This window comes from Pseudomonas sp. L13 (assembly GCF_009935965.1).
Taxonomy (GTDB): Bacteria; Pseudomonadota; Gammaproteobacteria; order Pseudomonadales; family Pseudomonadaceae; genus Aquipseudomonas; species Aquipseudomonas lactis.
The window spans coordinates 72,285-96,668 of the sequence record NZ_QODJ01000012.1 but is presented as its reverse complement, the minus strand read 5'-3'; the positions used below and the strand labels follow the sequence as shown (position 1 = coordinate 96,668).

The following is a 24,384-nucleotide window of genomic DNA, read 5'->3' as shown; positions in this document are numbered from 1 at the left end:
CTCACACCTCGCCTTCGTGCTGCAGTTCAAACAATAGCAGCGAGCGACCGGTGACCGCGTACTCGTGCTCGAAATCAAAGCGTTCCTGGCCACGCACAGCCGGGTCGTTGGTGTCGAGCAAGCAGGTCCAGAACTCACCCTCCGGCACCGGCGGCAGGCGGAAATTGACCATGTCGTGATGGGCGTTGACCACCAGCAGCAGCGTGGCGTCGGCCCCGGCACGGCGAATCCCGGTTTCCTGGGCGCGGCCGTCCATCAGCATGCCCAGGCAACGGCCCTGGCTGTCTTCCCATTGCTCGGTGGTCATCTCGTTGCCATCCGGCGCCAGCCAGGTGACGTCCTTCACGCCGATGTCTTCGTTGTAGTCGCCCACCAGGAAACGCCCGCGCCGCAGGATCGGGTAAGCCAGGCGCAACTTGATCAGACGCTTGACGAACTTGAGCAGGGCCTTGCCGTCATCGTCCAGGTCCCAGTTGACCCAGCCGATCTCGCTGTCTTGGCAATAGGCGTTGTTGTTGCCGTGCTGAGTGCGCGCGAACTCGTCCCCGGCGACGATCATCGGCGTGCCCTGGGCCAGCAGTAGGGTGGCGAAGAAGTTGCGCATCTGGCGCAAGCGCAGCGCGTTGATCTCGGGGTCGTCGGTAGGGCCTTCGACACCGTGGTTCCAGGACAGGTTGTTATTGCTGCCGTCCTGGTTGTTCTCGTCGTTGGCCTCGTTGTGTTTGTCGTTGTACGACACCAGGTCGTGCAAGGTGAAACCGTCGTGGGCGGTGATGAAGTTCACCGAGCTGTACGGCCTGCGCCCACGGTGGTTGAACATCTCGCCCGAGGCGGTCATGCGCCCGGCGAAATCGGCGAGCTGGCCGTCGTCGCCTTTCCAGAACGCCCGCACGGTATCGCGGAAACGGTCGTTCCACTCCACCCAGCCTGGTGGGAAATTGCCCACTTGGTAGCCGCCGGGGCCACAGTCCCAGGGCTCGGCGATGAGTTTCAACTGGCGCAGGATCGGGTCCTGGCGGCAAGCCACGAGGAAACTGTGGCGCTCATCGAACCCGTCGCGGTAGCGCCCGAGAATGGTCGCCAGGTCGAAGCGGAAGCCGTCCACGTGCATCTCGGTGGCCCAGTAACGCAGGGAGTCTGTGACCATCTGCAACACGCACGGATGGCTCAAGTCCAGCGTATTACCAGTGCCGGAATCGTTGATGTAGAAACGCTTGTCGTCGGGCATCAGCCGATAGTAAGAGGCGTTGTCGATGCCGCGCATCGACAGGGTCGGGCCGCGCTCGTTGCCTTCGGCGGTGTGGTTGTAGACCACGTCCAGAATCACTTCCAGCTTTTGCTCGTGCAGGTGCGCGACCATCTCCTTGAATTCGGCGATCTTGCCGCTGGCCAGGTAGCGCGGGTCGGGGGCGAAGAATGCGATGCTGTTGTAGCCCCAGTAGTTGGTCATGCCTTTTTCCAGCAGATGCTGGTCGTTGACGAAGGCGTGCACGGGCAACAGCTCGACCGAGGAAATGCCCAACTGACGGATGTGCTTGAGTACGTCATCTTCCATCAAGCCGGCGCAGGTCCCTCGCACTGATTCGCCGACCGAAGGATGGCGCATGCTGATGCCGCGCAGGTGGGTTTCGTAGATGATCGTACGGTCCCACGGCACCCGTACCGGTTGGTCGTTGCCCCAGGTGTGCGCCGGGTCGATGACCTTGCACTTGGGCACGAAGGGCGCACTGTCGCGTTCATCGAAACTGAGGTCGTCGTCCGGGTGGCCGATGGTGTAGCCAAACAGCGCTTCGGACCATTTGAGCTCGCCCACCAGTTGCTTGGCGTAGGGGTCGATCAGCAGTTTGTTGTGGTTGAAGCGATGACCATTGGCCGGGTCATAGGGGCCGTATACGCGATAACCGTAAATCAGCCCGGGATGAGCATCGGGCAGGTAGCCATGAAAGATTTCGTCGGTGTATTCGGGCAGTTCGATGCGTTCCAGCTCAACCTCGCCGGTATCGTCGAACAGGCACAGCTCCACTTTGGTGGCGTTGGCGGAAAACAGCGCAAAGTTCACACCCAGGCCATCCCAGGTGGCGCCGAGGGGGAAGGGCAAACCTTCACGGATCCGCGACGGCTCATGATCCGGCGTCGCTGTGGTGTTGTCGGGTTTGCTCATCGAGTTGCTCCTGCAAGGGGTCTTTTTTCGGGCCGAACGCCGCCGTACTGACGGTGCTTCAGCGCATGACATGGACGGAAAAGGGCCTGCAGCGCGCAATGCGTGCTGCAGGCCCGAGAAATCATGGGGCGGGCGGTTTGGGCTTCTTCGGGGCGGCGGGTTTCTTTGCCCCAGGCTTGGCGGCGGCAGGCGCAGCCGGCTTGGGTTTGGCCGCAGCCTTGGGCGCGGTTTTTGGCTTGGCGGCCGGTTTAGGCTTGCTTGGCGTCAGCGCCTCGGCTTCGGCCAGCTTGCGCGCCATTTCCCAGTGGCGGTCATGGGCGCCATCGGGCTTGCCTTCAGACTCCCAGATCTGATGCGCCAGTTCGCGAATGCGTTTGTCTTCTTTACTCATCACAAACTCCTCACAGAAAATTTTCAGCTTTCTTGATTATCAGGATTGATAAAGACATTGACCGGGAGATCCCCCAGGGCAGCGCTGATCAACAGCTCCTTGTTGGGTGTGACTACGCCCGTTTGAAAAAGTCCCTTCCAGTTTTGTGCAGGGGCGGCGAACGGTAATTTCACCCGCGTATCGCCCCAAACCTGCGCATTGATCTGGGGAAACATCCCGTTTTCAAGCAACGGGTAAGACCAGCGCGGCACCACCACCAGCAACTGCCTGCCCTGATGTTCACGGTAGAACGCAACCACGCGTTCCGCGTGTTGGCCCAGCACTTGCAGCGGTGCGTAGCTGCCATGGCGCAGCAGTTCGGGGCAGGCTTTACGCAGGCCCAACACCTGGGCGATCACTGCCTGTTTGATACGCCCGTCGCGCCAGTTGAACAACAGTTCGCCGATGTCCGGTGGTGCCTGCAATGCCCGTTGCCGCGCAGCGAAGTCCACCGTGCGACGGTTGTCCGGGTCGACCAGGCTGAAGTCCCAGAACTCATCGCCCTGGTAAATATCCGGCACACCCGGCACGGTCAGATGAAGCAAGGTTTGCGCCAGCCCATTCAGGGCGCCGGCAGGGGCGATGGCCTGGGCGGCGCTGTCCAGGGCACTGCGCAACGGCGCACCGGCCTCACTGAGCAGCAGGCGCTTGAGGAACGCTTCCACCGCCTGTTCGTAAGCCTCGTTGGGCGCGCTCCAACTGCTCTGCAACTTGGCCTCGCGCAGGGCTTTTTGCTGCCACTGCCACAGGCGTTGCTGGTACGCCTCCAGATCGGGGTTGGGCTCCAGCGGCCAACTGCCCAGCAGCACCTGATAGAGAATCAACTCATCACCCGCCGAGGGGCTCTCGGCGCTCGCGCGCAAGGGCTCGGCCAGGCGACGCCAGTGCTCGACCTGTTCGGCATACCAGGTGGCGCACTCGCTGAGCACCGCCAGGCGCGCACGGGTGTCTTCGCCGCGTTTGTGGTCGTGGGTGGCGGTGGCCAGCAGGTTGCCAGGGAAGGTCTTCAGGCGCTGTTGATTGGCCGCATGGAAATCTGCCAGCGGCGCACTGAATTGCTCGGTACTGAAACCCACATCGTTGCGCGACAACAACACCGCCGAGCGGTAGAACGCGGTGTCTTCTACAGCCTTGGCGGCGGCGGGTGAGGTCAGTTGCTGGAAGCGCACGCAGGCATGCTTGAGCATCTTGCGCGCGCGGCCCACCGGGCGATTGCGCCAGGGCTGGCCACCGAGCCATTGCTCCAGGTGGTCGAGCACCGGCCAGTCGCCTTCGCTGAGGGTGCTGCGCGCACCCTCCATGGCCTGCTGGAACACCTTGTCATCGTCCGCACTGCGGCCCTTGGCGCTGATGTAGGTGCGGTACACCGGGAAATGCACAATCAGTTCCTGCAAGGCCCGGCGGATGGCGCCCAGCGTCAGGTCACGGGTCATCACATCATCTCGGGCCACTTGCAGCAGGGCCTGGGCCACGCTTTCGAAGTCGCCGCCCAACGAACCATTGAGGATCTGCTGGCGGGCCAGCCGCGCTTCTTCGCCGAAGGCTGAGGGTCGTTCGCTGCAACGCGTCCACATCTCGGCCAGCGGCGCGAAACCCTCGGGGTGGTGTTGCAGCAATGACAGCTGGTTCATGAACTCGTAGCCGGTGGTGCCATCCACCTGCCAGTCTTCGCGCAGGGTTTCGCCTTCGCCAAGGATCTTTTCGACAAAGATCGGCAGGTGACGCTGGGGTGACAGCGCATCCACCCGCCGACGCAATTTGCGGCAATAGCCACGCGGGTCGGCTAGGCCGTCGATATGGTCGATGCGCAGGCCGTCGACCAGCCCCGCGCTGATCAGCTCGAAAATCTTGCCATGGGTGGCTTCGAACACCGCTGCACGCTCGACCCGCAGGCCACCCAGCTCATTGACGTCGAAGAAGCGGCGCCAGTTGATGTCGTCCGCGGCGGTGCGCCAACTGGCCAGGCGATAGGTCTGTTGCTCAAGCAGGTGATGCAGGCGCGCGAAGCCCTCGGGCTGGCGACTGTCGAATGCGGCCAGGCGCTGCTCAATAGCTGGCAGCACCTCGCTGGCGCGTTCGGCCAGGGCTTGTTTGAGCGCGGCGGCTTCGGCGTAGGCGTCGTGGTGATAGGCGAGGGCGGCGAAGCCCTCGGCCAGCGGTTTAAGTAACTCATCGCTGCCCAGGATCAGGCCGTAGTCCCGCGGGCAAATCGGAAAACGGTGTTCGTAATGCTCGACGTAGAAACTCCCCTGTTCGGCATCGAACTTGAGCGCCAAGGTGCCATTCTGCAAGGCTTCGCCGTAATCGCTGCCGAGGAAGGGCATTAGCAACTGGCCCTTGAGCAATGGGTCGGGGGAATGCCACTGGATGTCGAAGAACTCGCTGTAGGGACTCAGGCGGCCCCACTCCAGCAGGTCCAGCCACCAAGGGTTGTCCGCGCCGCCCACGGCCATATGGTTGGAGACGATATCGAGGATCAAGCCCATCTCGTGCTCACGCAGCGCGGCGACTAGGCGACGCAACGCCGCTTCGCCACCCAGCTCCGGGTTGACGCGGGTCGGGTCGACCACATCGTAGCCGTGCATGGAGCCGGCGCGGGCGCTTAACAGCGGTGAGGCATACAGATGGCTGATGCCCAGTTGGGCGAAATACGGCACCAGCGGCACCGCATCATCGAGGGTAAAGCCTTTATGAAATTGCAGGCGCTGGGTGGCGCGCAGGGGCAGTGCGTTCATCGGTCACGCTCATAGGCTTGGTTGCGCGCCACGGCCAGCAGTTCGAGGCGGCGCGCGGCGCTGTCATTGTCGAGCAGGCTGGCGGCTTCGCCGGGCAAGCGGCGGCGCCAATTGGGGTGGGTGTCGAGGGTACCTGGCAGGTTGGCTTGCTCCTCGATGCCCAGTGCATCTTCCAAGGGCAACAACACCAGAGGCGCGCGGGTATGGCCCAGGTAGCGCACGCTGGCGTCGATCATATGGTCGGTGTCGTTGCGGATCTCATCGATGAAGTTCTGCGGGTCCTGGCTCAAGGCTTGGCGCAGTGCCTGGCGTTCGCGCAGGCGGTGTTCGCTCCACTGGTCCACAGTAGGCGCGTCGATCAGGCCCAGCTGGATGTTCCATTCGATATCGCGGCTGTGCCACCAGCCATTAAGGGTGGGCAAGTCGTGGGTACTGGTGGTGGCCAAGGCGTTGTCGGGCCAGTCGAGGATAGGCTTGAACTGGCCGTCATGGTTCTGTTCGAACAGCAGCACACGCATGCCCAGGATCGAGCGGGCACTGAGCTTTTCGCGCAGGCCTTCGGGCACGGTGCCCAGGTCTTCACCGAGGACGATGGCCTGGTGGCGGTGCGATTCCAGAGCGAGCAAACGCAGCAGGTCGTCCACCGGGTAATACAAGTAGGCACCTTCGCGGGGTGATGCGCCCAGGGGGATCACCCACAGGCGCTGCAAGCCCATCACATGGTCGATGCGCAAGCCGCCGGCATGGGCGAAGTTGGCCCGCAGCATTTCGATAAAGGCGCGAAAGCCATTGCGCTTGAGGCCTTCGGGGGAAAAGGCCGAGATGCCCCAGCCTTGGCCTGCGCGATTGAGAATGTCCGGTGGCGCGCCCACGGTGAGGTCGGCCAGCAGTTCATCCTGACGGCTCCAGGCCTGGCTGCCGCCACCGTCGGCACCCACTGCCAGGTCAGCGATCAGGCCGATGCCCATGCCGCTGCCACGGGCGGCTTGTTGCGCGCGCTCAAGGCTGCGGGCGATGAGCCATTGGGTGAAGGCGAAATAGCCGATTTCATCGCGGTTGTCTTCGGCGAACTGCGCCAGGGCCGGGCTGTGCGGCGTGCGCCAGGCTTCGGGCCATTGGCGCCAGTCAAGGTCCTCACCGGCGGCAGCACGCTGGGCCTGTATGGCTTCGAAGCGGCAGTGGTTTTCCAGGGCTTCGCCGCCAGCCTGGCGGAAGCTCTGGAAGTCGGCCTGCTGGGGATGTGCGCCGTGGCGGAAGTCTTCATACAACGTGCGCAGCAGGCGTTGCTTGGCCTTGGCGGCGGCCGGCCAGTCGATCAGCGTGAGCTGTTCCAGGGCATGCAGCTCATCGGCCAAGCCGGCAGCCTCGATGGCGTTACGCACCTCACGTTCACCGAGGATGCACGCCGGCGAGGCATATAGGCTGTTGAGAAACAGGCGGCTGGAGGGTGAATAAGGGCTGAAGCGCTCGGTGTCGGCGCTGAACATCGCGTGCATCGGGCTGATTGCCACGGCGTCGGCGCCGCGCTCGGCGGCTGAACGCACCAGGTGTTCCAGAGCCAGGGTGTCGCCAAAACCGCCATCGCCGAGCCGGCGTAAGGCATACAGTTGGGCGCTCAGGCCCCAGGCGCGAGCGGGTTGGCTATCGACCGCGTCGGCCACGCTATAGCAATGGCTGGGCGCGACGGCCAGGGTGAAGGTTTGCCCGTCGATATGCACCTGGTGGTAGCCGAGGGCGATAACGCCGGGCAGCACGGCTTCGCCGTCCAGGCGCAGCTCCAGGGTTTCGCCACCTTCCAGGCTGACGCGACACGGGGTGTCCGGGGCGAAATAGCGCGCCAGGTCCAGGCCCGCGCCGCTGTCAGTGGTCATTAGGGGTGGCAGGTGGGTGTCTTGCTGCGCCTGATCAAGTTGCTGCAGGCTGGCGTCGATCTCGGCATCGCTGTTGGCCGGGTGCCCAAGGCCTTTGAGGACGGCGCGCAGGGCGTCAGGCTTTACATGCTGCGGGCGACCGTTGGCATCGATCCAATCGACGGCCAGGCCTGCGCGGCTGGCGAGAATTTCCAGGTTCGCTTCGCTCAAAGCATTTCTCCAACAGGGGATAAGCAAACGCGTGCGCTCAAGGGCGGTAAGTGCGCACCTTGCTCGGCAGACGTTTGGAAAATAATCGGGTGGGGCGCCGGATGGTCCAGGGGCTGCTCACTCAGGTTCAAGTCGATCTGCAGCACACGGCCGTCGCCCAGCCGCCAGCGCGCGGTGACGGCATGGTCGGCCAGCACGTGCGCGCCCAGGGCCACGGTGCCGGGCAAGTGCGGCACCACGTGCGCGTGACGCAGGCTCAGCAGGTGACGGTAGAGCTGGGTGTGGTCGTTTTCGACGAAGGAGGGCATCGACTGCAAAAAGGTTTGCAGCGCGTTGGGGTCGGGGATGCGCTGGCGTTGCTCGGGGTCGTGAAACGCCGCGAAGTCGGCAAACTCACTGCGCCGGCCTTCACGCACGGCCTCGGCCAGTTCGCCATGATGGTCGGTGAAAAACAGGAAGGGCTCGGCGGCATTTACCTCGTCGCCCATGAACAGCATCGGGATCATGGGGCACAGTAACAGCAGGGCAGTCGCCGCTTTCAGCGCCTGGGGCGAACACAGCTGGTGCAGGCGTTCGCCCAGGGCGCGGTTGCCGACCTGATCGTGGTTTTGCAGGAACGCGACGAAGGCGCTGGGGGGCAAATCCGCACTGGGTTCGCCGCGGGCATGGCCATGGCGTGTGGTCTCGCCCTGGTAGATGAACCCCTCGGCCAGGCAGCGCGCCAGCTTGGCGGTGGGCTGTTCGGTAAAGTCGCTGTAATAGGCGTCGGTTTCACCGGTGAGCAGCACGTGCAGCACGTTATGGAAGTCGTCATTCCATTGGGCGTCGAAGTCGTGCTGCAACAGGCTGGCCTGGTTCAGTTCGTTTTCCAGCATCAGCCACACGTGGCGCTCGCCGTCCACCTGCTGGCGTACCCGTTGGGCCAGCTCTTGCAGAAACCCAGGGTTGTCGATGGCGTGCACGGCATCCAGGCGCAGGCCGTCGAAGCGGTATTCGAGCAGCCACATCAAGGCGTTATCGAGGAAGAAGTCCCGCACCTCACGGCGCTCGAAATCAATGCCGGCGCCCCAGGGCGTGTGCACGTCTTCCTGGAAGAAACCCTGGGCGTACTGGCCCAGGTAATTGCCATCGGGGCCGAAGTGGTTATAGACCACATCGAGGATTACGGCCAAGCCGTGGCCGTGGGCACTGTCGATCAGTTGCTTGAGTTGCTCGGGCGTGCCGTAGGTGGCGTGGGGCGCGTAGGGCAGCACGCCGTCATAGCCCCAATTGCGTTCGCCGGGAAATTGCGCCAGAGGCATTAACTCAATGGCGGTGACGCCCAGTTCGGCCAGGCGGGGCAGGTGTTTCTCGACGCCAGCGTAGCCGCCCATGGCGCCGACGTGAAGCTCGTAGATGACCGCCGTGTGCCAGGGGCGGCCTTGCCACTGGCTGTGGCGCCATTCATAGGCGAGGGGGTCGACTACTCGGCTCCAGCCATGCACATCCGGCGCCTGGGCCCTGGAGGCGGGGTCGGGCACCGTGTTTTCGCCATCGATATTAAAGCGGTAGAGCGTGCCGGCAGGGCACGCGACTTCGACTTCGAACCAACCGCCGGCCTGGGGCAGCATGACGATGGTTTTACCCTGTTCCAATTCAACGCTGACATAAAATGCGTCTGGCGCCCATAACGCAAAGCGCGTGCGGTGCGCGTCCAGCATGATTGCGCCGTGGGGCCAGGTTTCCAGAGTCCGTAACGGCATCTATGAAGACCTCCCTTAGTTGTTCCAATCGCTATTTGTTCGATTTCCCCAGGGCCTTGGCCACCAGTTGTTCGTAGAGTTCGGCGTAGGGTTCCACGGCCTGGCACCAGTTGAACGGTTGGGTCATGGCACGGCTGCGCATGGCATTGAGCAGACCTGGGAAGGCAAACACCTTGAAGGCGCGGCGCAGCGCCTCTTCGTAGCTTTGCACGGTGGATTCATTGAACAGGAACCCGGTGACGCCATCCTCAATGGTGTCCGCCAGCCCGCCGGTGTTACGCGCCACTGGCAACGAGCCAAAGCGTTGCGCATACATCTGGCTCAGGCCGCAAGGCTCGTAGCGCGACGGCATCAGCAGAAAATCGCTGCCGGCAAACATGCGGCGCGCATCGGTCTCGTTGAAGCCGATGCGCACGCCCACCTGGCCAGGGAAGCGCAGTGCCAATTCGCGCATGGCCTGTTCTTCTTCCGGCTCGCCACGGCCGATGATCGCAATCTGGCCGCCGTTTTCGACGATGAAACTGGCGACGGCTTCGGTGAGGTCCAGGCCTTTCTGGTAGACCAGGCGCGAGACCACCGCGAACAGCGGGCCACTGGATGGCTGCAGTTCAAACAGCTCGCGCACATGGGCGGCGTTGATGGCCTTGCCTTCCCAGTCGCCGATATTGAAGTTGTGGATCAGGTGCGTGTCGGTAGAGGTTTCCCAGCTTTCGTCGATACCGTTGGGAATGCCGCTGAGCAGACCTTGTTGGGTCTTGCTGGCGAGGAAGCCATCCAGGCCACACCCGAATTCCGGTGTGGTGATCTCCTGGGCGTAGGTGGCGCTCACGGTGGTGATATGGCTGGAATACGCCATCCCCGCCTTGAGAAACGACATCTTGCCGTAGAACTCCATGCCTTCTTGTTGCAGGGCGTGGGGCGGAATGCCCAGCTCAGGCGTCGAGGCCAGGCTGACCACGCCCTGGTAGGCCAGGTTGTGAATGGTGAACAGGGTGGGCGTACGTGACCCACGCCAGTGCATATAAGCTGGAGCCAGGCCCGCAGGCCAGTCATGGGCGTGCACCAGGTCTGGGCACCAGTGGATTTGCGCGAGGTTGGCGGCCATGTCGGCGGCAGCCAGGCCCAGGCGGGCGAAGCGAATATGGTTGTCCGGCCAGTCGCGGCCGTTGTTGGCGCCGTAGGGCGTGCCTTCGCGCTCGTACAGTTCGGGGCAGATCAGCACGTAGATGACCAGGCCATCCTTGAGGTCCATGCGCCCGATCTTGCACGGTGGCAACGCGGCGTGGCCGCCCAGTTCACCGACGATATGAATCGGGTTGTCGCTTTCCATCACCTGCGGGTAACCCGGAATCAGCACCCGTACATCATGCAGGTGGGCCATGGCGCGGGGCAGGGCAGCAGAGACGTCGCCCAGGCCACCGGTTTTCACCAGGTCCGCGAACTCGGAGGTGACAAACAAAACTTTCTTTCGATTCGGATTCTGACTCACGACCGGCCGCACAGTGTTGGGCAGGTCGGCCAAAGACTTTGGCCCTCCTGCCGGCTGACTAAAACGCTCTCCCTGAGTATCTACTGCGGCACTGATCATAATGCACTCCCATCTGTTGGTTGGCTAATGGCCCGCTGCCATCAGCTCCGAGTGGCCGCATCCTGCGGCCAGGCATACAAGCGCTATACAAGCTGGCAAGGCGTATGCCAGTTGCAACGTCGGCTAAAAAAGATTGGATGAGCGGGCATTCGGCCTGAAGCGCGCATGCTCGCCCTTACCTAAAACTTGACCAGCGGCAGGTTTCGAAAGTTTAGATTTTTTGCGGGGTTTTTGTTTTGGAACGGACCCATCGGTCATGAGTCTAGGACAGATCCCAGCGCCTGATGGGTTTTCAGAGGATTTTGTAGGACAAAAAACTTTTAACGATATGCCACCCTGCCCCTGTAGGAGCGAGCTTGCTCGCGAAAAACCAAAGGCCGCCGAGTAAAACCAGAATGACCGCGTTATCGTTGGCGTTTTTCGCGAGCAAGCTCGCTCCTACGAAGATTGCACTTTAATGGTGCGTCAGCTGAGCCTGCGAATGGGCACGCCGCTGGCCCAGGCCTGGATATCTTCGATCATCTGCTGATAGAACTGCCGGTAATTCTGCTCGCTCACATACCCCACGTGTGGCGTAGCCAGCACAGTGGGCAGGCTGCGAAACGGATGGTCAGCCGGCAGCGGTTCCTCGGCATACACGTCCAGCGCGGCCCCGGCCAGGCGACCGCTGCGTAACGCTTGCAGCAGTGCCTGCTCATCCACAATCGGCCCGCGTGCGGTGTTCACCAGCCGCGCGGTGGGTTTCATCCAACCCAAGGCTTGCGCATCCACCAGGCCACGGCTGCGCTCGCTGAGCACCAGGTGGATGGTCAGAATATCCGCCTGCTCAAACAGCTCGCGCTTGCTGACCCAGGTCACCCCTGATTCCGCCGCACGCTCAGGCGTGAGATTTTCACTCCAGGCAATCACCCGCATGCCAAACACCTGGGCGAACCTTGCGACTTTCTGGCCAATGCTGCCCAGCCCCAGGATGCCCAGGGTCTTGCCATGCAGGTCGCCGCCCAGGCCGACCTGCCATCCACCTGCGCGCAGCGAGTTGGCTTCGGCGAGCAGGTTGCGCGTGGAGGCCATGATCAAGGCCCAGGTCAGTTCCGGGGCGGCGTGTTTATAGCTGTCGGTGCCGCACACCTGGATGCCCAGATCCCTGGCTGCGGGAAGGTCGATGGCGGCATTGCGCATGCCGCCGGTCACCAGCAATTTGAGCTGGGGCAGCCCTTGCAGCAGCGCCTTGTCAAAGGTTGAGCGTTCGCGCATCAGGCAAATCACCTCGAACCCTTTCAAGCGCTCGATCATGGTGGCGGTATCGGCGGGGTAGTCGTGGAGAAAATGCACCTTGCCCACGCTGTCCAGTGTCGACCAATCCACCACATCACTGGCCACGTTTTGCCAATCATCCATCACTGCGATCTGTATCGACATGCACGCGGGCCTCGAAAAGGTGGAATTAAAGGGCCTTCAACCCCTGCAACAGGGCTTTATGAAACTGTTCAGGTTCTTCCATCTGCGGTGCATGGCCAAGGCCGGGGAACTCCACCAACGTCGCGCGGGGAATCAGCTTGGCCACCTGCTTGCCCAGCACCTCGTAATGACCGATTTTGGCCTTGACCGCCGGCGGTGCAACATCTTTGCCGATAGCGGTGGTGTCGCTGGTGCCGATCAGCAGCAGGGTAGGTACCTGCAAGTCCTTGAACTCGTAGTACACCGGTTGGGTGAAGATCATGTCGTAAATCAATGCCGAGTTCCAGGCAACCTGCAGATGCCCCGGGCCTTTGTTCAGCCCGACGAGCATGTCCACCCAGCGCTCGTATTCAGGTTTCCAGCGCCCGACGTAATAGGTGTTTCGCTCATAGTTGCGTACACCGTCGGCGCTCAGTTTCAGCTCGCGCTGATACCACTGGTCGACGCTCTGGTAAGGCACGCCGAGGGCTTTCCAGTCTTCCAGGCCGATGGGGTTCACCAGCCCCAGCTGTTCGGTTTGCTGGGGGTACATCAGCGCATAACGCGTGGCGAGCATGCCGCCGGTGGAATGGCCGATCACCGTGGCCTTTTGAATGCCGAGCTTTTCCAGCAGTTGATGGGTGTTGGTCGCCAGTTGCTGGAAGCTGTACTGGTAGTGGTCGGGCTTGCTGGAGGTGCAAAAGCCGATCTGGTCTGGGGCGATGACGCGGTAACCGGCGTCACTCAGCGCCTTGATCGAACCTTCCCAGGTGGCGCCGCAGAAGTTCTTGCCGTGCATCAGCACCACGTTGCGACCGTTTGGAGTACCGGTGGCGGGGACGTCCATGTAGCCCATTTGTAGGGGTTTGCCTTGGGATTGGAAGCTGAAATGTTGGAGGGGGTGGGGGTAGTGGAAGCCTTGGAGTTCTGGCCCGTAGGTGGGGGGCTCAGCGAATGCGGGGGTTGCGCCAACGAGCAGCAGACCAGTGAGCGAAGCAATGTGCAGATACACGATGGACTTCTCCAAAGATAAAAAATAAAGATGGGGCTGCTGCATTAACCGTTGATTAACCCGGCACGTGGGGTGGCTGGCATGACGTCGCCGAATCGGACGAATGGTGCGCCGACCTGTTAGTTCTGACAGTAGACAGGTTGGGTTAACGAGCGCCAACTAAGAGTGCCAAACCCAGTTAAATGCATTTATCCACTTGGCAGACGATTCACCCTGTGTCTCACGGTATTTAGCACGTTGCTATCGTCCTGATCGGTGGCATTCATTCTGATGTGGGACTTTCTATTCTGAGGAGAGCAACATGAGCGAATCCACTGTGTCGGTTCCAATAGCGACGAATGTCACCATCATTGGCGAAAATATGCCTGGGGGAACTATACGGGGAAGTTACAAGTACAGCGCTACAGGCGGCGAGTTTGAAGAAGGAAGATCATTGTGCCGCTGGTACGTGGGCGAACACCCTGGGCCTCACACGGAAGACTTTGACCTCCCTATTATGCAAGGCATGATCGGTGAAGAAGTTAGATTTGCCGTCACGCCAGTTTCAGCCTCTGGCGTCATTGGTCATGAAGTGTATTCGCAAGTTAAAACCATCGTCAGCGGTTATCAAAATATTTCGGAAGAAGAAAGCAATAGTAGTTTTATCAAGCAATATGGTGCGTTTTCCTTATATCGAAACGAACCCAATGACCGTATCGTAAACTCTACTTCCGGGGCGTTTGCCTGGATGAGTGGATCCACGCAAAGTGTTTTCGTAAAGGGCCGTGCCGATTCTGGTGGTACCCCACCGGTGGAAATAGAGCAGTACCTGAAAAACAATCCGGCTACGCGCATGTTTTCAACCGCCAGGGACTTTGCTGCGTTGGTACCGGTGGTCGGTAGTGCCAACCAATTGCTCCTGTGGGGCCAGAATATTGGGCCCATTCCACATGACTTGGACTTGAGCAATATTAAATACGTGTACTGCAATGAAGCGGCAATCGTCTGGATTTATGACAATCCGCCACTTGGTAAAAACAGGATCGGTGCATTCGGCAGCGTTGCCCATGGTGGGGCAGTTCCAGATGAGATCCAGAGGCTTCTTTTACATGATCAACCCGTAGCTATCTACAGTACTGCGGCGGCTTTCGCGGTTCGAACTGAGGCAGGAGCCGTTTTCGCGTGGGGCAGCCCTGCCGCAGGAGGCACCTTCGATCAGGCCAAGCGAAAGGAGCTAGATGCAATAAAGACGACCCGAATTGTTTGTTCGGCAGGTGCCTTTTGCGCGATTGGTCCAACCCGTGCCGGTAGTTCTGATGCCGATACGGTAGTGTCTTGGGGGCCGGCTAACAGTGGTGGAGCAATGAGCTCAAAAAACATCGCCGATATCCGGAGTAACGGCGGAGCAAACCACGTCGTTGCAAATCGTGACTCCTTTGTCGTTATTACCCATGAAAGCGCGATAGCCACCAGTTGGGGAGGTCCCTATGGTGGGGTGATGAACAAGGATGCCGAGGACCTGGCTGCACGTGGCGATATTGTGATGTGTGCAGGCACCCCGTATGCGTTTTGCATGGTCAACCGTGGAGGTCGGATCGCAGCGTGGGGCGTCAATGGTATGGGCGGAAACACGCCCACTTCCGAGGGCGACGGGGCCTTGGAGGAGACGTTCACGGTCGTGGATGCGGGAGAGGTACTTGAAGCCAGCGATGTGAAGGAGCGAGTGCGGGCACTTTTCGAAAAATTACAGGTTAACAGCGTTGACGAAGATCCGTCGGGGACGTCTGGCATCGAATGCGCCTGTCGCAGTGTCGGCAAAAAGCGCAGCAGTTTGACCCATTTTGTGACCCAAATGGGTGAGGTTACGCTGAGTACGAATGACGCAAGTTTTTTCATGTCGAGCAAGGGCAGTGGTGGCATCACAACTGAGCTGATTACGTGGGGCCATGCCGGCTATGGTGGGCAGATACCTTCGCCTACTCGGCAAGTGTTAATGGCCAGTCAAATCACTGATGTGTATTGCACGAACGGTGCCTATGCAATGATCACTAATCAGGGAGGGGTTACCGGGGCTGTAGTCGCGTTTGGAGCCACGAATGCTCAGCAAGAAGCAGGGCAGATACCCGTGATGCTCCAGCCGCATTTGCGCACCGAGATCAAAGAACTTTACTCCATCCAACAAATGCCCCCGTATAACCCGAATGTGGGTAGGCAAGGTGCTTTTTCCGCCAGGGTTGGCAATGGAACATGGGTTACTTGGGGTGCGCCACTACTTGTTCCGAATGAACATTTTGATCCCACTAAACCTTAAATCCATGGCAATCGTTAAAGGCTTGTAAAGAAGCCTGTCACGGAAGGCGCGAAATGGCTTAAGCCTCACGGTCTTGAGCTCGCCTGCCCTGACGATTGGGAGGGCATTATGAAAATAACAACCCATACACTGCCGGAAGCAACCCAGGTTTCGATTTTGGGTGATGTGCATGTCAGTGCTACCGTGCGGGGGTTTTATCTCTATAGCAATGCTGGTGGCAGCCCCGAGGGGTTGTCTGAATTCTATTGGCATATCAATGGCGTGCGGCTTGAAGAAGAAGGTCAGTTGGACCTGAAACTAAGAGCGGCGGATGGCGGCAAGTATTTGCAGCTTTCGGTGATTCCCGTTGCGTCTGACGGTACACGAGGTCTTGAACGTTTTTCTGAAACCTACAAAGTTATCTCAGGCTTTCAGAATATATCGGACGATGAAAATGAATGGTGTTTCCTGAAGCAGCGCGGTAATTTTTCCTTCCACGTTCCGGAACCCGCGGACCGGCTATTTGTTTCGACAGGTGGAGTGTTTGCACTGCTTGAGCCTAATACCGGGGACGTCCATCTGGAAGGGCAAACGGGCTGGGGTTTGCCCGTACCGCCGGAAATCATAAACTTCCTGAAGAACAATAAGGCGATCAAGTTGTTTTCTTCAGAGGTGAGTTTTGCGGCGCTCATTCCATTGGGCGGCACCAACCAGTTGTTAATGTGGGGCCCCACCATTCCGCCAACCCTTCCGCCGCTGCAAGGCATCCGGTCGGTCTACAGTACCAGAAGCGCATTCGCGATCATTTATAACAACCCTCAGGGTGCCAGTAACCGAATCGCTGCCATCGGTCCGGTGGGCAGGCCCGTTTCTACCGTGCCCGATGAGATTCAATCAAAGCTGATATGGGATCAACCCGAGGCTATTTATGCGACAGATGATGCATTTGCCGTGCGAACCCGTGAAGGCAAGGTGTACGCCTGGGGGCATCCTCATAACGGTGGCATCATCCCTGATGACGTCAGGACACGGCTGGACAAAATGTTTGTCACACGGATTGTGGCAACGGCAATGTCGTTCTGCGCCATTGATGACAAGAATGTTGACTGCGTAGCGTGGGGGAACCCAGGTGGCGGGGGCGTTATCCCGGTTGCCCACTACGGTAAAATCATTGCCGAAGGCGGCATTGAGTCGTTGATTGCCGCCGAAAATGCATTTTGTGCCATCACTCGAAACGGTCGCCGGGCCTACAGTTGGGGGGCGGCCGGCCAGGGAGGAACGATGTCGCCCAGCGCGGAACAGTTGGCCACTCACGGAAATATCATCCTCTGCAGGGCCAATCGCTGGGCTTTCTTGATGGCCAATGCCTCCGGCCAGGCGGAGTCATGGGGCGCAGCGCTTTATGGTGGTGCTCCACTGCCCAACAACGTGAAACGGGAAATAGAGAAGGCCTTCAGGATCAGCACGGATCCTAACGTATCGCCCACGGACCTTCTCGCCGTGCCGGGGGAGCCAGAGCGCTCGCCTATCAAAGGGCAAAAGCCGAGGCACCACCCTAACGTTTCGTCCCGCGCCATTGTGCTGGAAGGCAATATCAGCGTGTATGCCAACGATGTCAGCTTCTTTCTGTTGAGTCGTCACGACGATGGAAGAACTCATGCGATCGTGCTGCACGGCTACCCTAGCCATGGGGCCGTCATGAGCCAGGGACTTCGGCAAACATTGATGGCCAGTTTGATCCGCGACGTGTACTGCACCAACGGGGCGTACGGTGTGATTACCACTCAGGGGGGAACAGTAGGGGCCGTTTCAGTCTGGGGCGCTACGCTGGCGATGGAGGATGCCGGAGAAATACCCCCTGAACTGGCTGAGCATGTTCGCAGTGACGTGGTGGAGCTGTATTCCATCAAGCGTTTTCCCTATGTGAAGCAGCCCGATCCTCCACCTCGGCCGCCACCCCCACCACCGCCACCCCCACCACCGCCGCCACCGCCACCACCAAGACCTGTGCACATCGATCCCTCGTTTGCGGCGCGACGCACCGATGACACTTATGTGTTATGGGGCGGCAATGTAAAAAACCAACATTACGACCCTCGGGAGCACGATACGTAAAAACAGCCGCTTGGATGAACCTTATAACCCGCGCTTGCGCGGGTTATTTGCAAGCGACCTTGGTCTTTGTAACGAAGATTTGCATTCGAAGCACCCTCTCATTGTTACATCCAACTACGCCCTATGAAGTGCTTGGAGAACGCTATGAAAAAAATCAAGGCTAAACTTGTGATCCCGGAGGCCACTCATGTTCAAGTGGTAGGGGATGTTTTTGTCGGCGCAACCGTACATGGTTTTTATCTTTACAACAGCAATGGGGGTAGCCCAGAAGGATTGTCTAAATTCTATTGGTATATCAATGGTGAACGCCTGACGGACGAAGGGCAATTGGACATAAAGTTGAGAGCAGCGGACGGTGGGAAATTTCTACAGTTTTCGGTGGTTCCCGTATCGTCTGACGGCGCGCTGGGTGAAGAGGCTAAATCCCCGCTTTATCCAATAAATTCGGATTTTCAAAATATTTCTGATGAAGAAAACGAAGCATGTTATCTAAAACAGCGCGGTAATTTTTCATTTCACGTGCCCGAACCCACTGACAGGTTGTTTGTTTCCACGGGCGGCGTTTTTGCATTGCTTGACCCCTCCAGTGGCGATGTTCATCTAAAAGGGCAAAATGGATGGGGCTTACCGGTTCCACCCGAAATAATCAGTTTTTTGAAAAATAACAAGGCCGTTCGGTTGTTCTCGTCCGAACGCAGTTTCGCGGCGCTGGTGCCGCTGGGAAGTACTAACCAGTTGTTGTGTTGGGGGGGCGATGTTCCCGCCACGTTGCCACCCTTGCAGGGCATTCGCTCTGTTTACAGCACCCGAAGTGGCTTCGCTGTTATTTATAGTAACCCCGCTGCCGGGGCCAACCGTATTACCGCAATTGGTCCAGTAAATAATCCCATTGCCACGATCCCCAATGCTATTCATCAAGCATTGATCTTTGACCCACCCTTGGCTATTTACGCGGCAGATGACGCCTTTGCTGTGCGAACCCAGAACGGCCGTGTGTATGCGTGGGGTGATCCGAACAAAGGCGGCACGATACCACCCGCCGTTCGGGACCAGCTCAACTCGATGTTTATTACCCGGATTGTAGCGACAGCTATTTCCTTCTGTGCCATAACCGCTGATGGCGATTTTGCTGTATGGGGACATACGACGGGCGGCGGCACCATTCCCGTTGAACAATTGCGTCAGATCCTCAATGACGGCGGGATCGAATCGGTGATCGCGGCAACGACAGCCTTCTGCGCCATCACCCGAGGGCGTCGCATTGCTGTCAGTTGGGGGAGAGTGGGTGAAGGCGGGAACATGTCTGACGGTGCGGCCAACTTGGCCTTGCGTGGCAATATCATTCTTTGCACGGCCAACCGTTGGGCATTTGTGATCGCTAACCAATCGGGTCAGGCCGAGGCGTGGGGGGCCATCGGATTCGGGGGCGATCCGATACCACCTCAGGTAAAAGTGCAGTTTGAGACGGCCTTTAACGGCGCTAATGCAGTCCCAGGTGACCCGCCCCGGCCTGGCACAAACAAGGAGCCGCAGAGACAACACAAAAACGTGTCGTCCAGAGCCATTATTGTGGATGGTCATCTCAGCTTATATGCCAATGATCACAGTTTTTTCTTACTCAGTCGCCACGATGACGGCAGGACCAATGCGATTGTTTTGCATGGCCTTCATACGTCTGGCGGCGAAATGAGTGCTGCGCTGCGGCAAACGTTAATGGCCAGCCTCATACGGGATGTTTACTGCACCAACGGGGCCTATGGGGTGATTACCACCCAGGGGGGAACGGAAGGGGCCGTGTCTGTATGGGGCGCCACTCTACGGATGGAGGATGCGGGTGAAATTCCTCCCGAGTTGGCTGATTATGTGCGCAGCAATGTCGTTGAATTGTACTCGATAAAACGATTCCCTTATGTTGGAAACCCTCCACCGCCAAGGCCCGTTCATAACGACCCTTCATTTGCCGCACGACGCACCGATGGTACCTATGTGTTATGGGGCGGCAATGTGGATAACCAATACTTCGACCCATCAGCCGAAAGCAACGATTAGTCATCCGGAAGGGTTCAACCGGCTTACACCCAAAGAAGAGGCAGCCACTGTGCGACTGCCTCTCAACATCCCCTCTCATTTACTCATCGCATGTATTCATGTCACCAGGGAAGTTTCCTGAACGACAATTTGATCCACCATAAACGTAGCAGCGGTCCCGACTGAGAGTGAAAGGCGGGCAGTGAGATTTTGCATGGGCGGAGCTGCAGGTGTCGTGAACACATGGCTGACCTTTGCCCAGTTTCGATTCGGCTCCACCGACCTGGTCGCGCTCATCGCTCCCAACTCAAGGCGCGCAGTAGTGATAGAGGTTGTGCCAGAAACCTTGCAGTAGAAACTAACCTCATAGCGCGTGTTCGCCTTCAAATCCAGGTAGGTTTTATGCAGACCTGGTTGCACGGTTTCACCGGCAGTTTTGCTGGCGCGCCAACAAATGTTTTCAGCCCCTTCCACCGCAAGCTCACCTCTTCCATTGAGGGTGTTTTCCCAGCCATTGCGGTCGTAATTGAAGAAATCCGTCAAATCACTGAAATAGGTCGCTCGTACGGTATAGGTTTTAGTGGGAAGCGGTATGGCCCTGGCGATGTCGGGCACACCGCTCAAGGCCACCCAAACTTGAATCGTGAGGGTCGAGCCGTCCATCAGCAAACGTAATTGCTCTACCGGTGCGCGGCGGTTCAAGCCGATTAACGCGCCTTCTTCACCTAAACGCTCACCGGGATACGTGCTTGCGTGAAAGGGTAGGCCGTTGATGTCGATGCCATAAAAGTCTTGCCAGATGATGCAATCAGGGTGAATAAAATGCCAAGCGGGGGTCAATGTACGCGCCCCGGCAGTCAACCTGGATAGCTGGAGTTCAGGCACATCGCCAATACCTTCGATAAAGGTATTGGGCAACCCGGTGAGCGTCAGCAGAACCAGCGGTACGGTCTCGGATTTATAGTCGATTCCGTCGCGCAGGAAGCGATAGAGCACGTTTATTCGGTGATTGGCTTCGCGGATTCCCTCGGCGATGATGCGTTCCGGTATCGGGGCCTCAACTTCCTGGGTCGTCGCGTTACCCTTGACCTCTACGGTGGTGCTGCCGGTGCCGTCAGCGGTCAGCCAATCCAGAAAAATATCCTCGTTGTCGCGCATTGGAAATTTTATGATCACCTGGGTGCCGTTCAGCGCCGCCAGGGGGTTCAGTTGGTCGGGGAAAACAGAGGCGCCTCGAATAACCGGACGCACCAAGTTGATACCGGCGCCCACCGTAAGCTTGAGCACCTCGGAGCGTAGCACTTGCTCGGGCGGGCCCTTGCGCAGCAGGCTGTACGTGATTGTCAGGGTCCCGCCGTTATTGAGGTCAACGACCTCTCGCGTCACCGGTAATGGCAGTTCTTTGCCCGCCGTGCCTGGATTAATGTTGATCGTGCCACGCAGCGACGCGTCAGGTTTGGAACCCAGTATGGTGTAGTGAAGGGCGTCTTTGTCTTGGGTGCCCGTATAAGGAAGTATCACCCGTACCTCTGGCCCTATCACATGTTCTGGGCTGATGTTGTTGCCGATGCTGCCTTCCAGCCGTGCTGCCGGCATTGTCGGATTGCGTGCACCTACCTGGATGCCCAGCTCCACCGATTTTCGAACGGTGAGTACGCCATGGCCAGGAGGTTTTTTGGCCTTGCCATCATCGACCAGGTAATAAGCGACGACATTGCTGCGTCCCCTGAATTGCTGCAGTACCGCTTGGGAGATCAATCGCGTGCCACCCGGTGCGCCTGCCAGCTCCCCCTGCTCATAATAAGCACCGCCGCCGCCAGCAACGACTTCCTCTATCACCAGGGTCTCCCATAAATCAAACGCATACGGAATGTAGTCGGGGATATGGGCTACGCAGTCACGATCAGGGTCAATCAAGCCCAACTCAATCGGTTCGATGGTGAGCGGCGGCATCCTTACCGGCGTGCCCACCACAGCGATCATGATGCTGGCTGATTGCCCGAGCGTCTTGCCGGCGCTGTCATGCCATTCATAAGAAGCGTTGAAGGAGCCTCCTACTATTTCAAAGATGATTTCAGCGGGAACCGACGTGATGGTCTCACCGATGTTTGGGTCTTCTACGCTATCTAATACGAAGGATTTCGTCGTGCCATCCGCCAGGGTCGCCCTCAAGGTAACGGTGACGAGGTGAGGGGGGGCCGGAATCGGGGGGGGGATCACATCAGGTTGTGCTTTCACGCTGAACTGCGAGGCGTGATCTTTATCGAAATCTACCTGTAGAGCCGTAGTTCCATTTATGAGGAACTCGGGTGCGCTACGTAAGTTGGGATCCAGTTCACTGATAAGGTGGTACGGCCTGGAAAACTGATATTTTTCGCCACCGGAGATATTCTCTACAAAGTCGATCACTCGGTACCTGATAGTGATCGGTCCTTTGAGGCTACCCTTCTCAATAACATCCTTCGGAACATGTACTTTGACTTCCCCGGCGTCGACGTCGGCTTGGGTCACCCGCTGCTTAACTTCGTTACCGTCCCAGTGCAGATCGATAAGGTCATTCCTGCGCATATGGAGATAGGCGTGTATGTCGCACCACAGTCCACTGGTGATATCAGCAGGCTTAATAGACGCACCTTCTGCAAAACCCTCCACCTCCATGGTCAGCCCATCATGCCATCCGGGCAATCCCGGTTCCGGGTCTTTACTGACGCCGCCCGGGCGAGTGGTCTTGATGTAAACAAATTGCCCTGGCGATTCACTGGGTGTGCCAGAGCCAACACGTACGACACGCCCTTTGATAAAGACTTCGCCTCTGGGAACTTGGTGATCAGGCACGTGCAGCGGGTAACGTGCCTCGGTTGTCGAGATAACCGAATCGCCCGCCAGTGGAAGCGTATCCCTGTCCGTGTCCAGATAGTATTCATCAAACTGATTGAATGTCGCCCAACGCTCGAACAGCATGGTGAGATGAGGTACTACTTGGCGGATACCCAGCCCGTAATCATAGGGTTCGTCAGGAAAAGGACTCATGTCCACTTCAGAAAACCTCGAATAAGGCTCATCTAAGTCAACATGAACCCTTTGCCCTGTCGGAAGGGGTTGAGGGATTTTATCCGGTGGAATAATGGGATCAGTCGGCATGGTCAACACTCCTTGCACTAAGAGACGCACCTAGTAATCGCGGGCGCATGGGCAAGAGTGATGAGGCGCTGGGCAGCAGCGGATGTCTAGCTGTCAGGATTGACAGTGGCGACAAGTGGTCATTATTGAGCAGAGAGGTGGAGCAGGGTGAGTACAGTCAGCGCGGCATACCGCGCACTCTTGGCCACGCTGACCAACAGCAAAAAACGCCACAACGGCTCACGCATCACACCAGCCACCAACGTCAGCGGGTCACCAATGATCGGCACCCAACTGAGCAACAACGTCCAATGCCCCCAGCGCGCGTAATGGCTGCGAGCCTTGTCCAGCTGCCTGGTGCTGACCGGGAACCAGCGCCGTTCCTTGAAGCGTTCCACCGAGCGCCCCAGCAGCCAATTGACCAACGAGCCCAGCACGTTACCCAAAGTCGCGATGCCCAGCAGCAGCCACAGGTTGTACTGCCTGCTGAGCAGCAGGCCCACCAACACGGCTTCCGACTGCAGGGGCAATAACGTCGCGGCGCCAAATGCCGCGACGAACAGCCCGAGGTAACCCATCAACACCGGTCAGTGAGCCGGGTAGTCCGCTACCACTACATCTTTACCGTCTCGGGTCAGGCCAATGATTTGATAGGCCTCGCTGCGTCCGTCCACTTCCATCCCTGGTGAGCCTAAGGGCATACCCGGTGCGGCAAGGCCCAGCAGGTCGTCGCGTTTGCGCAAGGCCAGGACCTGCTCGGCGGGTACGTGGCCTTCGACGAATTTGCCGTCGATGACCGCGGTATGACAGGAGCCATGCCGTGGCGCGACGCCCAGGCGCTGCTTCACCGCGCTCATGTTGGCTTCAACGTGGTCGGTGACCTTGAAACCGTTGCTCTCCAAGTGGCTGATCCACTTTTTGCAGCAGCCGCAGTTGGCGTCGCGGTGGACGTCGATGGGGATCAACTCGGCAGCCTGGGCCAGGGTGGTGGTGAACAGGGCACTGAGCAGGGCCAATCGCAATGGGGTTTTCATCGTGGGTCTCACTGAAGGCGCGGCAATAAGCCGGGCATTCTCCCTGCTTTTGCTGGCATGTTTGCAATGTGACGTGGTTGTAATGTTTCTAAATTATACGAAGCCCTGGTTTTCGAGCCTTTGCTTGAGCCGGTCCAACGCAATCGCCGACAGCGCGACCATGCGCTCATGCAAAGACGCCAGTTGCAGTTCGGTCTCGTAAGTCAGCACCCGCTTGAACAGCGTACCGCGCTGATGAGTGTGCAAGTAGTAATGGATGGAACCGTCAACCGCCAGGGAGGTGAAAACGGTCTTGAACTCGCTGGGGCGGCGGGCGATTTGTACGCGGTAACTCATGGGGACGCGTATGCCCAGCAGGTCGATGATTTCGGTAAAGCGCGTGCCGACCGGCAATGAACCGGTGGTGCCGGTGTCGGCGCTGAGGGAGGTGGGGTGCCATTCGTGCCAGCGGTCGGGCTGGGTCACATAGTCATAAACCGCCTCGATCGGCGTTTGGATGAAGCGTTCCTGACTGATCTGCTCCAAGCGGACCGAATGCTCAGTCGCGTGCATGACACACCTCCTGTGTGGCGGTTTATACACTAGGAGCTGTGAGAATAGTCTGACTCCCGCGCTTTGCACGGGAGTCGGCA

Annotated in this window: 15 protein-coding genes; 3 read left to right on the top strand and 12 right to left on the bottom strand. The window is 58.9% G+C overall.

The features are described 5' to 3' along the window. Position 1: 1 nt before the first annotated feature. The 8 genes from glgX to DK871_RS09395 all read right to left on the bottom strand — a co-directional run bounded on the left by glgX (position 2) and on the right by DK871_RS09395 (position 13,186). A complete protein-coding gene (glgX, locus tag DK871_RS09430) occupies positions 2 to 2,161 on the bottom strand; it encodes a glycogen debranching protein GlgX (protein ID WP_056783568.1) in 2,160 nt (719 codons plus the stop codon). 121 nt (positions 2,162 to 2,282) lie between these two features. Then, positions 2,283 to 2,552 (bottom strand): DUF2934 domain-containing protein, encoded by a 270-nt coding sequence (locus DK871_RS09425; protein WP_161904822.1) that lies wholly within the window; start codon positions 2,550 to 2,552, stop codon positions 2,283 to 2,285. A gap of 23 nt (positions 2,553 to 2,575) precedes the next feature. After that, positions 2,576 to 5,326, bottom strand: coding sequence for a malto-oligosyltrehalose synthase (locus DK871_RS09420; protein ID WP_161904821.1), 2,751 nt, complete (start codon positions 5,324 to 5,326; stop codon positions 2,576 to 2,578). Continuing rightward, positions 5,323 to 7,407, bottom strand: a complete 2,085-nt coding sequence (malQ, locus tag DK871_RS09415; protein ID WP_161904820.1) for a 4-alpha-glucanotransferase — start codon at positions 7,405 to 7,407, stop codon at positions 5,323 to 5,325. Before malQ ends, DK871_RS09420 begins: the two co-directional genes overlap by 4 nt. Continuing rightward, on the bottom strand, positions 7,404 to 9,149 hold the full coding sequence (gene treZ / locus DK871_RS09410; protein WP_161904819.1) for a malto-oligosyltrehalose trehalohydrolase: 1,746 nt from the start codon (positions 9,147 to 9,149) through the stop codon (positions 7,404 to 7,406). Before treZ ends, malQ begins: the two co-directional genes overlap by 4 nt. Before the next feature lie 31 nt (positions 9,150 to 9,180). Further along, the gene (glgA, locus tag DK871_RS09405; protein ID WP_003191588.1) at positions 9,181 to 10,737 is read right to left on the bottom strand and encodes a glycogen synthase GlgA; all 1,557 of its coding nucleotides are present in this window, start codon (positions 10,735 to 10,737) and stop codon (positions 9,181 to 9,183) included. Positions 10,738 to 11,202: 465 nt separating this feature from the next. Continuing rightward, positions 11,203 to 12,156, bottom strand: a complete 954-nt coding sequence (locus tag DK871_RS09400) for a D-2-hydroxyacid dehydrogenase family protein (RefSeq protein WP_161904818.1) — start codon at positions 12,154 to 12,156, stop codon at positions 11,203 to 11,205. Positions 12,157 to 12,181: 25 nt separating this feature from the next. Further along, positions 12,182 to 13,186: an alpha/beta fold hydrolase gene (locus DK871_RS09395; protein ID WP_375139733.1), complete on the bottom strand. Its 1,005-nt coding sequence runs from the start codon at positions 13,184 to 13,186 to the stop codon at positions 12,182 to 12,184. Positions 13,187 to 13,487: 301 nt separating this feature from the next. Between DK871_RS09395 and DK871_RS09390 the strand changes: the two genes are divergently transcribed. The 3 genes from DK871_RS09390 (at position 13,488) to DK871_RS09380 (ending at position 19,619) form a co-directional block, all read left to right on the top strand. Then, positions 13,488 to 15,476, top strand: coding sequence for a hypothetical protein (locus tag DK871_RS09390; protein WP_161904817.1), 1,989 nt, complete (start codon positions 13,488 to 13,490; stop codon positions 15,474 to 15,476). A 108-nt stretch (positions 15,477 to 15,584) separates the two neighbouring features. Continuing rightward, positions 15,585 to 17,570, top strand: a complete 1,986-nt coding sequence (locus DK871_RS28600; protein ID WP_178116037.1) for a hypothetical protein — start codon at positions 15,585 to 15,587, stop codon at positions 17,568 to 17,570. Positions 17,571 to 17,714: 144 nt separating this feature from the next. Beyond that, positions 17,715 to 19,619 (top strand): hypothetical protein, encoded by a 1,905-nt coding sequence (locus tag DK871_RS09380; RefSeq protein ID WP_161904816.1) that lies wholly within the window; start codon positions 17,715 to 17,717, stop codon positions 19,617 to 19,619. Between the two features lie 96 nt (positions 19,620 to 19,715). Here DK871_RS09380 and DK871_RS09375 read toward each other — a convergent pair whose 3' ends face one another. The 4 genes from DK871_RS09375 to DK871_RS09360 all read right to left on the bottom strand — a co-directional run bounded on the left by DK871_RS09375 (position 19,716) and on the right by DK871_RS09360 (position 24,304). Beyond that, positions 19,716 to 22,739 carry a hypothetical protein gene (locus tag DK871_RS09375; RefSeq protein ID WP_161904815.1) on the bottom strand — a complete coding sequence of 1,008 codons (3,024 nt, stop codon included), beginning with the start codon at positions 22,737 to 22,739 and terminating at the stop codon, positions 19,716 to 19,718. A gap of 122 nt (positions 22,740 to 22,861) precedes the next feature. Continuing rightward, complete coding sequence (locus tag DK871_RS09370) at positions 22,862 to 23,302, bottom strand: YqaA family protein (protein WP_178116036.1); 441 nt, start codon at positions 23,300 to 23,302, stop codon at positions 22,862 to 22,864. Between the two features lie 3 nt (positions 23,303 to 23,305). Next, entirely contained in the window at positions 23,306 to 23,752 is a 447-nt protein-coding gene (locus DK871_RS09365; RefSeq protein WP_161904813.1) for a DUF411 domain-containing protein, read from the bottom strand. 93 nt (positions 23,753 to 23,845) lie between these two features. Beyond that, positions 23,846 to 24,304: an SRPBCC family protein gene (locus tag DK871_RS09360; protein ID WP_161904812.1), complete on the bottom strand. Its 459-nt coding sequence runs from the start codon at positions 24,302 to 24,304 to the stop codon at positions 23,846 to 23,848. Between the last annotated feature and the right edge of the window lie 80 nt (positions 24,305 to 24,384).